At 37.1% G+C, this 12,305-nt stretch carries 11 protein-coding genes; 8 read left to right on the top strand and 3 right to left on the bottom strand.

The features are described from left to right. Nucleotides 1-264: 264 nt before the first annotated feature. A complete protein-coding gene (gene abc-f, locus ACSR9O_RS21655) occupies nt 265-1,905 on the bottom strand; it encodes a ribosomal protection-like ABC-F family protein (protein WP_491725075.1) in 1,641 nt (546 codons plus the stop codon). Between the two features lie 414 nt (nt 1,906-2,319). On the opposite strand from abc-f, the gene ACSR9O_RS21650 reads away from it, so the two are divergent. Further along, complete coding sequence (locus tag ACSR9O_RS21650) at nt 2,320-3,090, top strand: GH25 family lysozyme (RefSeq protein ID WP_230178345.1); 771 nt, start codon at nt 2,320-2,322, stop codon at nt 3,088-3,090. Between the two features lie 47 nt (nt 3,091-3,137). Here the strand turns inward: ACSR9O_RS21650 and ACSR9O_RS21645 are convergent, their stop codons facing one another. Beyond that, nucleotides 3,138-3,317 (bottom strand): H-type small acid-soluble spore protein, encoded by a 180-nt coding sequence (locus ACSR9O_RS21645; RefSeq protein WP_034313120.1) that lies wholly within the window; start codon nt 3,315-3,317, stop codon nt 3,138-3,140. Between the two features lie 227 nt (nt 3,318-3,544). On the opposite strand from ACSR9O_RS21645, the gene blaOXA reads away from it, so the two are divergent. The 6 genes from blaOXA to ACSR9O_RS21615 all read left to right on the top strand — a co-directional run bounded on the left by blaOXA (nt 3,545) and on the right by ACSR9O_RS21615 (nt 9,944). Beyond that, complete coding sequence (gene blaOXA / locus ACSR9O_RS21640; RefSeq protein WP_397314557.1) at nt 3,545-4,357, top strand: class D beta-lactamase; 813 nt, start codon at nt 3,545-3,547, stop codon at nt 4,355-4,357. A gap of 247 nt (nt 4,358-4,604) precedes the next feature. Continuing rightward, the gene (locus ACSR9O_RS21635; protein WP_101221564.1) at nt 4,605-5,354 is read left to right on the top strand and encodes a TerC family protein; all 750 of its coding nucleotides are present in this window, start codon (nt 4,605-4,607) and stop codon (nt 5,352-5,354) included. Between the two features lie 141 nt (nt 5,355-5,495). Continuing rightward, nucleotides 5,496-5,924: a BCCT family transporter gene (locus tag ACSR9O_RS21630; RefSeq protein ID WP_491725498.1), complete on the top strand. Its 429-nt coding sequence runs from the start codon at nt 5,496-5,498 to the stop codon at nt 5,922-5,924. Nucleotides 5,925-6,218: 294 nt separating this feature from the next. Further along, nucleotides 6,219-7,322: an endospore germination permease gene (locus ACSR9O_RS21625; protein ID WP_491725074.1), complete on the top strand. Its 1,104-nt coding sequence runs from the start codon at nt 6,219-6,221 to the stop codon at nt 7,320-7,322. Next, the gene (locus tag ACSR9O_RS21620; protein WP_491725073.1) at nt 7,294-8,805 is read left to right on the top strand and encodes a spore germination protein; all 1,512 of its coding nucleotides are present in this window, start codon (nt 7,294-7,296) and stop codon (nt 8,803-8,805) included. Before ACSR9O_RS21625 ends, ACSR9O_RS21620 begins: the two co-directional genes overlap by 29 nt. Then, entirely contained in the window at nt 8,805-9,944 is a 1,140-nt protein-coding gene (locus ACSR9O_RS21615; protein ID WP_491725072.1) for a Ger(x)C family spore germination protein, read from the top strand. The genes ACSR9O_RS21620 and ACSR9O_RS21615 overlap by 1 nt, the downstream gene beginning before the upstream one ends. Nucleotides 9,945-10,102: 158 nt before the next feature. Here the strand turns inward: ACSR9O_RS21615 and ACSR9O_RS21610 are convergent, their stop codons facing one another. Further along, nucleotides 10,103-11,242, bottom strand: a complete 1,140-nt coding sequence (locus ACSR9O_RS21610) for a LuxR C-terminal-related transcriptional regulator (protein WP_260357194.1) — start codon at nt 11,240-11,242, stop codon at nt 10,103-10,105. 272 nt (nt 11,243-11,514) lie between these two features. Between ACSR9O_RS21610 and ACSR9O_RS21605 the strand changes: the two genes are divergently transcribed. Then, nucleotides 11,515-12,267, top strand: a complete 753-nt coding sequence (locus ACSR9O_RS21605) for an SDR family NAD(P)-dependent oxidoreductase (RefSeq protein ID WP_491725497.1) — start codon at nt 11,515-11,517, stop codon at nt 12,265-12,267. Nucleotides 12,268-12,305: the final 38 nt, after the last annotated feature.

The raw sequence follows: 12,305 nt of genomic DNA, 5'->3' as shown, positions 1-12,305 counted from the left end.
AAGGCCCCCTCTTAAAACATAACCATCATTCAATCTTATTAACAAGGGGACAATAGTATTCTGCTTAATTTGCAAATTGTATCATTACGGATATCCTTTTAGCACCTCAAATCAATTGGTTCTTGATGTTCAAGGTGTGTAAAAAATTCCTGAACGATCCGAGACTGTAATTTGTTCGGCAGGACTTCAGGGTAATATCTAAAAAACCCTTAGAACTAATTCATTCTAAGGGTTATCATCCAGTACATTAAGTTACAGTGATAGTCATTTGTCACCAAGTTCATTTATTTTTTTCGTAAGCTCATTAAACCTCTTATCGAGTTCCGTGTACGCTTTATCATTTGGCGTCATAAAGCTAAGCTTTCCCAAAACTTCCTGTCTTTCTGTTTCAAGTGTTAATCGCAGTTCTTCCAAATCATCTCTTTTGGAGGATGATGATTCATACAATTGCTTTTGTATGCGATTATTCGAAATGACAAGTTTGCTGCCTGTCGTTTTTTCGAGAAAATATCTATCATGCGAAACGACGATAAGCGTTCCAGTATAATGTGCTAAGGTTTCTTCAAGTTGTTCCCGTGAAGCTAAGTCCAGATGATTTGTCGGCTCATCCAAAATAAGCACATCTTTTTCTTCCAATATATATTCCATTAACTTACATTTCACGCGTTCACCCATACTCATATTCTTAATGGGTTCTGTCCAATGAGACGCCGTGAAGCCTAAATGCTTCATTAAAGTTTGAACGTTCCCTCTTGACTCGAAAGTATCTTTATGAAAAAGCTGGGCGGGTGTAAGTTCAAGTGGTAAATCAAACACTTCTTGCGTCAAATAGCCTATTTTTGCAGATGGTGAAATCCATACATCGCCCGCAAAAGTTTCATGTCCAAGAATTATTTTTAATAATGTCGTCTTTCCGCTGCCGTTTGGGCCTATAATGGAAATCTGCTCACCATGCTGAATCGTGAAATTGACGTTTTTAAACAGTGTTCGCCCGCTAAAAGTCTTAGTTAAATTCTTAACTTCCAAAAAACGTTTTCCCGTCTTGTTTTTTGTTTTAATTGAAAAGCGTACAGTATATTCTGATTCAACAGGTTCAGCTTTTGCTTTTTCAAGCTCTTTTTCAAGACGCTTTTGTTTAGATTTTACCTGTGCATCCATTCGCTTCGCTTTCACACGATAGTATTCCTTAACTCCTTCCTTTTTCGTCGATTGTGAATGGGCTTTTTTTGACCAGGAAGTGATTTCGTTCATTTGTCCCTCGATCCGTTCAACCATTTTTTGCTGTTTTTCATATTCACGTTGTTGTGTAAGTCTTTTCTGTTTGCGAACTTCCATATAACTAGAATAATTCCCTCTGTGCTCAATTAGCTTTTTATCTTCAATCGACCAAATTTTCGTTGCAACAGCATCCAAAAAATAACGATCGTGCGAAACAAAAATAATGGTACCTCTATAATTCTTAATTTGTTCATTGAGGAATCCTAAACTGGCCTCATCAAGATGGTTCGTAGGTTCATCTAATAGTAAAAGGTCTGCACCTTTAGAAAGCCCTTTTGCTAGCCGGGCCTTGATTTTTTCTCCTCCGCTTAATTGTAGGAAGCCATGGCTTGGTACATGCATTTTATCCAGTAATTTAACTTCGGTAGGCGTTTTATCTTCTGAAGAATGCGACTCGACTTCTTGTTCAACCATAAAAACTTTCAAGTCTTGCTGCAGCCATTGGATTTGTCCATGTGCTGGCTCTAAATCATTGTTAATTAATTGCAGCAACGTAGATTTACCGGCACCATTTTTGCCAATGATACCGATGACTTCCCCTTGTTGAACACTAGCATTAACATTTTCAAAAATGTTATGGTCCAATACTTCAAAGCTGATATTGGTTAACTTTAATAGTTCTTTCATATAATTATCCCTCTCCTTAAAGGGAGAATAAAAAAAATCCTCCCAGTTCTATGGAAGGATTAGCCGTACCTGTGCATTATCAAATAAGAGCTATTTTCATGATAGCTCTACAATTTATAGAAAATGGGCAGACTAATCCTATTTCGTATGATTTGAAATATGTGATTTCAAATTTTGAAAATAAGATTAGTTAATCATCGGCCACCCATCATCCCTTCTGATATTAATAAAATCAGTATAGCATAAAATAATCTTTGAAACCAAAAGGAAGCAGCATAATACTTTTACATCATTTATATTTGTTTTAACTCAATCAAATATTTTATTATAAGGTGGGCAGTAGGACTGAATATTTCCTATAAAACTCATAAATATTTACCACCATAGGATTGTTTCCTTGAGGAGGTCATTAATATGGAATATATAAAGGGAATCGATGTTTCACATTGGCAAGGTGCTATTGATTGGGAGGAAGTTGCAAAGGCAGGCGTGAAGTTCGTGTTCATTAAAGCAACAGAGGGAACGAGTTATTCCAAGCTATCCTATTTCAAAGAAAATGCACCACAAGCATTGTCAGCGGGATTGAAAGTCGGGGCCTATCACTATGCGAAGTTTGCAACTATTGCAGAAGCAAAGGCTGAGGCTGCTTATTTTTTAGATTCTATCAGCTCTTTTGCTTTAAATTATCCTGTTGTTCTTGATCTTGAAGAAAATAAAAAAAAGGCAAAGAAAAAAACGCTGACAGATGCAGCAATCGCGTTTTTGGAGGCTATTGAAGAAGCTGGATACACGGCTATGCTGTATACTGGTAAATACTTTCTCGAAAATACTTTAGATGAATCAAGGTTGACGAAATACGCTTTGTGGATTGCCAGATACAACAGCACGTTGGGACGAAGCACAGATATATGGCAGCATTCTGATTCAGGTAAGGTAAGTGGGATCAGCACAAAGGTGGATTTGAATATAGCCTATAGGGATTTTACAAATACAATAAATACTTTTAGGACGCACAACTCCCGTGCATTGAAAACTGAGACAACCACAACTTATACTGTAACAAAAGGCGACACACTTAGCTTCATTGCAAAAAAATATAAAACAACAGTAAAATCTCTTGTTAGTCTTAACGGAATTAAAGACCCCGACAAAATTTATATCGGTCAAAAATTAAGGTTGAAATAAGTAAAGGCTCTTCTCATTACGAGAGGAGCTCAGTTTTTAAATGAATATTATATTTCTTTAAGTTCGTCAATTGCTACGTCTGATCTTTCCTCTAATGGGCCTCTTAGATGTACTGTAGCCGTTCTTCCATCTTCATTTAAATTATCAATCCATACTGAAGTGCCATTATATCTCACCTCAATGTCAGATGAAGAAGAAAGAATCTGTTTTACACGTTTAGCATCCATATAAATCCCTCCCTTAATTAGTCTACCTATTATTTGGGAAAAGCCTTAATTTTATTCATTTGATTAATATTGCAACTAAATCATAAAAAGCGCAATGATGTTTAACTTTCCATTTATCTGCCGTGACTTTTTTTAAAATTAAGCATGTAAAAATGAGAATTCTTAATCTTAAAAATATTGAGTTTATCTGATAGAATGGATAGGATTGTAAATAATTTTTTGAGGTGATGAATTTGAAAAAACGCAGGCTTCTGGCAGCCTTTTTAATACTTATTGGCGCCTCCGTTATATTTACATGCGTTCAGCAGCCAAGTGGAGCCAATGCCGCCAAAGATAAACTCAATATTAAGAAGCTCGACGTCGATGAATTTTTTGCTGAACGTGAAGGTACTTTTATATTACGTGAAGTGAAAAAAGGTAAGACTTTTATCTATAATAATGAACGGGCCGAACAAAGATTTGCGCCGCAATCGACTTTTAAGGTGCCCAATGCACTTATCGGATTGCAGGTCGGTGCCGTCGAGGATGAATATGACATTAAATATTGGGATGGCGTGAAAAGGGAAATTGAGATATGGAACAAGGATCATACGCTTGGGTCTGGTTTAAGGAACTCCGTTGTTTGGTATTATCAAGCAATGGCCCGTGACATTGGAGAGAGTCGAATGGAGGAATGGATTCATAAGATTTCTTATGGCAACCAAGATATTAGTGGAGGGATAGATCAGTTTTGGCTAAGCAGCTCACTCAAAATTTCTCCTATTGAACAAGTGGATTTCATGGCAAATTTATATGGAGAGAATCTTCCTTTTGATAAGGATGTCATGAAAACCGTTAAAAGGATGATGATCCAGACTGAAGGGGACAGCTATACACTTTACGGAAAAACAGGGCAGGGGACAAACATTGGCTGGTATGTGGGTTTTATTGAAACAAAGGGAAGTGACTATGTTTTTGTAACGAATATCTCCGGTACATCGGCAGAAGCTAGGGAAATCACAAGGGACATTTTACAGAAATATCATTTAATGGCTGAATAGGTTTTGATTTGGTGATTGCCGAAGTGAGAAGGTAAAAATGCCAATGTGACTTTGGCTAAGCAAAAAAGAATATAATATAGAGCTAATGGATGCTACTATCAATAGGTGAGTTGCTTCGTTCAAACAGGGCTAACGGGACGGAAGGTTTGAATAAGGAAGTAGATAAGATGGGACAATATTGGAGGAGAAAGTGTTGTTGGGTTTGAAGTCATATACGCATTCTTATACATGCTTTTAGGGGGGTATCATGGAACTATCGTTATTATTGGAATATGGCTGGGTATTAATCATTCTAATTTTTTTAGAAGGTTTATTATCTGCTGATAATGCATTGGTTTTAGCCATCATGTCAAAGCATTTACCACAAGAACAGCAAAAAAAAGCGATTAATATTGGGTTGCTTTTGGCTTTTATATTTAGGATTGGTGCAATCTTCATCATTTCGTACCTTTTCCATGTTTGGCAAGTTCAAGCAATTGGGGCTGCATATTTAATTTTCATTTCATTAAAGCATTTACTAAAAAGGGACCACGGTGACAAAGAAAAAAAAGGGAAAAGCTACCGTATGACCGTTGCGCAAATTGCATTAGCTGATATTGCTTTTGCTATTGATTCCATTTTAGCTGCAGTCGCTCTTGTCATTGCCTTGCCAGATACACCGATGGGTGATATAGGAGGTATGGATGGGGCTAAATTCATTGTTATTTTATTAGGAGCAATTGCAGGTTTAATCGTCATAAGGTTTGCTGCAGGATACTTCGTTAAGATACTGACGGAGCGGCCTAGCCTCGAAACGGCAGCCATGTTGATCGTTGGTTGGGTAGGGGTAAAGTTATTGATGCACACCCTTGCGCATCCAGCCGTGCACATTATTTCTCATGATTTTGTTGAAGGACCGATTTGGAATATAATCTTTTGGTCAGTCATGCTTCTTATTGCAATAGGCGGATGGTTTTTATCTGGAAAAACAGTGAAAAACGATAAGCAAAATGACTAATGTTATTAGAATCAAAAAGAGTTGAAATAGTTCATTAATTCCCTTATTTTAATAAATGAGCTCCTTGGGGTTATTTTTTGTTAACGCTATGTTTGCCAAATAAGAATTTTAGACCGACTTCAAATTTGAACTGCACCTCCAATTGTTAGACAACATTCTAACAATTGGAGGTGCTTTTTTGCCATTGCCGCCATTTACCAGGGCCTTCCCGGCGGCAGTATTGCCTTGTTTGCCATAATCATTATCACCCTTATTTTTCTTTCAGCTACACTAGACTCTTCGTCATTCACAATAGCAAGCGAAGCATCAAAAAAGTTGTCATTAGATCAAGAGCCAGCTGGATGGCACAAAATATTTTGGGCTTTGGTCATAGAACTTGTAGCGTTTTCCATGATGTTTGGTGGAGGACTGCATGTTCTTCAATCAGTAGTAGTCATTACCTCCGTTCCACTCATCTTAATTATGGCGATGGCATCGATATCTCTCATTAAATGGATTAAAGAGGATCAAGCAGAAAGCAGCAGTATAGAAAAAACTATCAATGAAGAACCTACAAAGCTAACATCTTAAAGTATCATTCATACTCGGAGGATACAGTATAAGGGATAAACGCCAACAGGCACCAGCTAAAAAACAGCTGGTGCCTGTTGGGCGTTCGATGAAACCGTACAAAACTTTTCTGATTTGTAAACAAAAAATGTCTCTCTAAATTATTTATCGCAAAGCCATAAATGGCAGTTGATTCAGCGGAGCTTATTGACGGGAGGGGATGTTCAAATACCTATCTGTCCATTAAAGAATTGATGCACCGTATGAATAAAAACAAAAATGCCTCCTCATATTAAAAGAGAGGGGATGTGTCACATGATAAAAAGTATATCTACTTTTCAAGCAACAATGGTACTGATTCTATCTATTGGGTTGATGAACCATGTTATCGTTTTGCCTTCACTGCTTGGTGCATCCGGAAGAGATTCATGGATCAGTAATTTAGTCACCGGGATGCTTTTTCTATTATGGCTTCCCATGGTTTATTGGATAATAAGTAAAACAAAGCAACAGCATATCATTGGTTGGCTTCATACTCACAGTCACCCGCTCGCCGCCTGGTCCATAAAAATCCTTCTTTTCTTATATATTTCATTAAACTTGTTTGTCACTTTATATAGCACATTTTCCTGGGTAAACAGTACTTATATGATTCAAACGCCAGAATATATATTATTTATACCTTTCATCATCCTATGTTTTATTGCTGCAGAGGCTGGAATAAAAACAATAGCCATTGCCGGAGGATTGGTTTTACCCCTTGTTGTGGCACTTGGATTTATGATAATGACGGCAAATATACAGTATAAGGATTACTCCTTGCTTTTCCCTATTTTTGAAAATGGAATTACACCTGTTTGGGACGGGGTCGTAATACTAGGAGGAGGTTTTACAGAGATATTTCTTCTCGTTTTGATTCAACAGTTTGTAAAGACAGAAATAAAGTTCAGGAGTTTATTTTTTTTAGGTTTATTTCTTTTGTTTATCAGTATGGGACCCATAATAGGCTCCATTACAGAGTTTGGTCCGGTACAGGCTGCAAAAATCAGCAATCCTGCATACGCTCAATGGCGGTTACTAACCATGGGTAAGTATTTGAACCGGCTGGATTTTTTATCAATATACCAATGGCTTTCAGGTGCATTTATCCGTGTATCGTTATCGATATTCCTAATGGGGGAACTGTTTCAAATTAAATCAAAGAAAATAAAAAATATTGTATTGCTTGCTATATCAGTCTCCTTAATCATTGCGCTTTGTATACCAATCGACATTCCAGCATACAGGAATTTTACGGAACGATATTATTTTAAATTGAGTGTGATTAGCATTTTGGTTATAACCTTTTTTATTAACATGGTCATTTTTTTGAAAGAAAGGGTGAAAAAGAATGGAGCCTCTATTGAACAAGTCAAATAAGGGGAGTTCTTCGGAGATCCAACTAAAGACGGAGTATTTCAATGAATTATTCGGAATGAGCTCGGATGTAAAATTCAAAAAGCATACCATTACATCTGAAGGGAAAACCGATCCGCCCCTTATTTGCACTTTGATTTATTCAGAGGTGTTGGTCGATGTCAAAAAGTTGTGGGAATCAGTAGCACGGCTTGAAGGTAGTGTATTCATAAATTCTAAACTGAAGGAAGAAGGGGTTATAGAGGATCCTCAAGACGAATTTAAAATCAGTAGGGTTTTCCCTTCCTCCACTATAAAAGAAGATGTGGAGGAAAACGTATTTTCCGGGATGGTCCTGATGCTATTTGAAGAATTGGAATTATTATTTATGTTTTCCCTACCAAGCATCCCGAATCGAAGTCCCGAAGAAACAAGTAGTGAAATTTCCATCCGAGGTCCACGTGATGGATTTATCGAAGATATCTCTGTTAATTTAGGGTTGATCAGAAAAAGATATAAAACTGCATCACTCGAAAATCAAGCATTTACTATTGGCAAAAGGAGCAAGACAAAAATCAATTTATTATATGTGAAGGATGTTGTAAATCCAGAAACCATTGAAAAAGTAAAAAGGAAAATCTCCTCAATAAACACAGATATCTTGTTGGGAACTACTGAACTTGAAGAATTTTTATCAGACAGTAAGTTCAACCTGATACCGTTATTTGATTATACAGGGAGGCCGGATTATGCTGTAGCCAGTTTAAATAATGGGCGCTTTGCCATTTTAGTGGATGGGTCACCAACTGCCTTAATTGGACCAGGCAATATTACATTATTGTTAAAAGCCGCGGAAGATCGTCATACTCCATCTTACTATACAAATTTCGAATATTTCTTTCGCATTTTCGGACTGGTGATATCAATATTCCTGCCAGGTTTTTATATAGCACTAATATCATTTCAATTAGACCAGCTCCCCTTCCCATTTTTGGCGACGATAACCGTATCTAGATTTGGGTTGCCTATATCACCTCAACAAGAGGCCTTCTTGATTTTGGGTTTATTTGAGTTGTTTCGAGAGGCAGGGATCACACTCCCCAAAGCAATCGGTCAATCACTGGCCGTTGTGGGTGGATTAATTATAGGGGATGCGGCAATTAGAGGCGGGATTACATCCCCGACGATGCTGGTGGTGGCAGGTACCACTGCGGTAGCTACCTATACATTAATCAATCAATCTTTAGGTGGAATTGTAAGCATGGCCAGGTTTTTTGTATTATTTCTCTCTTCTGTTTTAGGATTATTCGGATTCTTTCTCGGTGTATTCTCTATTGTCCTTTATTTATCAAGGCTGCAGATTTATGGTTTACCTTACTTAGCGCCTATATCACCACTATCCTTGAAAGATCTTCTAGGGGGCGGTGTCTTTGTGAAGCCATATCTCTTTAGAAAGAAACGAGCCGAAATGCTGAAAACTAAGGACAGAACAAAAGGAAATCGCTAATGAAAATGATCCTTAGATTTATACTATTCGTAATGAGCCTTGCTCTTTTAAGTGGCTGCTGGGATACCAAGGATATTCAGGATATTCAATATATAAGTGCAATGGGAATAGATTATCAGAATGGGCAGTATGTCATTTATGTGCAGGTGACGTCTTTTGCAGGTGTGGCTAAACAAGAAGGCTTGGAACCAAAACCAACACCTGTTTGGGTCGCCAAAGGGCAAGGGAAAACGATGAACGAGGCCATGAATGATATTTATAAAAGGTCAAACCAGTATATTTATTGGGCTCATGTTAAATTGATCATTTTCTCTGAAAGATTACTAAAACATGGATTGGACAACGTAAACGATCCCATTTTAAGATTTCAGCAAATTAGGGAAACAACTTGGTTATATGGTACCGATGATTCCTTAGAAAAGATTCTCTTTGTCAATAGTTTATTCGGCTCTTCAGTGCAAACAAGCATTTTCAATCCGAAGGATATTTATAAATTAAGATCCTTTGTCGAACCCATCCGGATCCAAAGATTTTATACACAAAATTATGAAACAGGAATGACAATAAAACTACCGAAGATTTCGTTAAAAACTGAGGTGTGGAGAGCAAAAGAAAAATCACAGAACACCGTAAAACTATCAGGGTCCTATTTTATTAAAAATAATCAGCTAAAGGGGGAGATAGCAAATAAACATCTTGGGGGGATGAGATGGTTAACAAAATCAACGGTAAGATCCCCAATTGGAATAAAAATCAACAAAAACAACATTGTTCAATTATCTTTAATCAGGCCAAAATTCAAAATAAAGCCAATCTATGCAAATGATAAAGTCGAATTCGATATTTCAATAGAAGTAGAAGGTGCCGTAACGGATATGGAAGAAAACATTTCATTAACCCACCTTAAAGAAAAAATACAGGGAGCATTAGAGAAAGAAATCAGGGATACCTACAAATACGCTCTTGATAAAAATATAGACATCTATAATTTAGAAGCAGTTATCTACAGAAAGAATATAAAAAAATATAAAGAAGTTTCTAAAGAGGATTTTAGCCTTAATGAAGAATCCATTCGTAATATTCAGGTGGAAGTTGCTATTAAAAATACAGGCGATTATAAATATGAGTACATGAATTGATCCTTCAAAAGTGGATTGCAGGCTGCCATGACAGAATCTTTCTTCAAACCCGTTTCCAATGATTATGATATGGCAGCTAATGTAAATGATATATTCAACAACAACTAACTATGTAAGGATTTATTTTGACTTACATAACGATTAAAGGTAACTCGATTTTACTTTAATAGACCTAATCGAAATCCATAGACTACGACTTGTGTACGGTTCTTGGCTTTAAACTTTGTCATTAAACTGCTTACATAATCCCTTATAGTATGCTCGCTTAATTGCAATAATTCGGCCATCTTTTTATTGTTATACCCCTCCGCCAGCAAATTTAAAATCACGGATTCCCGTTCCGTCAATTGTTGATCGGTATAAATGGATACCTCATCATCCTTTCTTGATAAATATAAGCCTAACCGTTTTCCGACCTGTTCAAGTAATGTCAGTTCATCTTTTGAATAATCGAATTCCTCGCCTAATTGATCAAAGGTCAACCAGCCGAAAACTTGCTGATCATGAACAATCGGTACAAATATGACAGTTGAAAGATTAAACAACGTTATATGTTCCTTTTTAATATAATGATTGGGATTCTTTAAAAATACAGGCTTTTTTGAATTGAAAACAAAGGATTGCTTCAAGCTGAGTTGTCCTCTCATGCTTTGAACCTTAGGTAGCTCCAATCCAATGGTGCCATAAAATTGATTGGACCAAGGAATATAAGCATAAAAAACACATCTTTTATAGTGAAAGAACTCTTCACATTTTTTTAGGATATGAGCAAAATCCTTAATTCCTGATGAGTTAATTAGAAGCTCATCTAATTGGTCCAATAGTTGCAGTCTTTTAAGTTCAGCATTTTCTTCGTGGGTTTTTGAAAGTTGCATGGGTTCGACATCCATCCATTTGTTATAGCTATGGATGAGGTGAGAGAAAATGGATAATAAAAACATTAGAATGGAAATGGTATTGGCATGTTTCAGGTTGGCCATTAAGGTAACGATGGACTTTTCAAAGATCAATCGGAACATGCTGAAATGGTTCACATTTAAAATGGGCAACTGTGATTGAAGCCATGTTTCCAAATACTTATCGTATGTTTCATTTATGTCTTCGATGTTTGGAGCGGATAAAAATAGTAGAAATGATTCCAGTAATGTTTGAATCATCTTACGTTCATTTTCTAATATAAGGGGCTCTAGATTCAAATAAATATTGATATTGTCTTCAATCTGTTTGTTATGACTTTTTATGAATAATATGAATTGCTGAAACGATATCTCTTCATAAGCATTAGCGGGCTGGGTCATACGAGTCTCTTCTCCTTAAACAAAATACCCCTATATAAGGGGGATACTTACCCTATTATTATACGGCATATTATAGGATAGTATTTCAAATTGCGAGGAGTAAAATAAAGGCATAGACAGACAATGAAGCTTTTTTTAGCGGCATTCCATTTAAAGTGGTGGACAATTGTTAAAGTTAGCTTTATTTACTTGTCTAGGGAGAACCTCCATGGATGGAGATTTCTGGTGCTCAAGGAATCTGTTGCGTAGAAAATAAGAAAAGGGGTAATATGATGAGACTTGAAAACAAAGTGGCCATCATTACAGGCGGGGATACAGGAATAGGGAAAGAAACAGCTTTGTTATTTGCTAGGGAGGGAGCAAAAATCGTCATCACTGATATAAACCAGGAATCAGGTGACCAAGCTGTGAAAGACATTCAGGCAATTGGCGGAGAGGCGCTATTCATCCGTCATGATGTCAGCAATGAAGAAGATTGGAAAAGGGTTGCAAAGGAAACGATTAATACTTTTGATAAGGTGGATGTTCTGTTCAACAATGCGGGTATTTATATCATTAAACCGGTTGCGGAGATTGAACTGGAGGAATGGAATCGTCTCATGTCGATTAACGTGACCGGCGTATTCTTGGGAATGAAACATATTATGCCACTGATGGCGAAACAAAATAAAGGTTCAGTCATTAACGCTTCTTCCATTGCAGGCTTGATTGGCGCCCCTGGTCATGTTTTATACGGTGCAAGCAAGGGAGCGGTCCGGACAATGACTAAAGATGCTGCCATCGAGTATGCTTCCAAAGGGGTCCGTGTAAACTCGATTCATCCAGGATATATCGATACCGGGATGGCGGACTATGCATCTGAACAAACTGGCAGTACAAAAGATGAATTGGGTAAAGAATTCCCGTTGGGACATCTGGGCAGCGTCAAAAATGTGGCGAATACAGTGCTTTTCATTGCCTCGGACGAATCTTCCTATACGACGGGTACTGAATTTGTGATAGATGGCGGAGCGACTGCACGCTAAAAAAACTACTTTTCTAACGGATATTAGAAACTAAAAAC

Source organism: Peribacillus sp. B65, assembly GCF_058513295.1.
This window is presented reverse-complemented; position numbering and strand designations above follow the sequence as displayed.

Bases quoted from the DNA above. Each gene is read 5' to 3' on its own strand.
- ACSR9O_RS21625 (WP_491725074.1), top strand. From the start codon at position 6,219: ATGATAAAAAGTATATCTACTTTTCAAGCAACAATGGTACTGATTCTA.
- ACSR9O_RS21620 (WP_491725073.1), top strand. From the start codon at position 7,294: ATGGAGCCTCTATTGAACAAGTCAAATAAGGGGAGTTCTTCGGAGATC.
- ACSR9O_RS21645 (WP_034313120.1), bottom strand. From the start codon at position 3,317: ATGGATGCTAAACGTGTAAAACAGATTCTTTCTTCTTCATCTGACATT.
- abc-f (WP_491725075.1), bottom strand. From the start codon at position 1,905: ATGAAAGAACTATTAAAGTTAACCAATATCAGCTTTGAAGTATTGGAC.
- ACSR9O_RS21650 (WP_230178345.1), top strand. From the start codon at position 2,320: ATGGAATATATAAAGGGAATCGATGTTTCACATTGGCAAGGTGCTATT.
- ACSR9O_RS21610 (WP_260357194.1), bottom strand. From the start codon at position 11,242: ATGACCCAGCCCGCTAATGCTTATGAAGAGATATCGTTTCAGCAATTC.
- ACSR9O_RS21635 (WP_101221564.1), top strand. From the start codon at position 4,605: ATGGAACTATCGTTATTATTGGAATATGGCTGGGTATTAATCATTCTA.
- ACSR9O_RS21615 (WP_491725072.1), top strand. From the start codon at position 8,805: ATGAAAATGATCCTTAGATTTATACTATTCGTAATGAGCCTTGCTCTT.
- blaOXA (WP_397314557.1), top strand. From the start codon at position 3,545: ATGAATTTGAAAAAACGCAGGCTTCTGGCAGCCTTTTTAATACTTATT.
- ACSR9O_RS21605 (WP_491725497.1), top strand. From the start codon at position 11,515: ATGAGACTTGAAAACAAAGTGGCCATCATTACAGGCGGGGATACAGGA.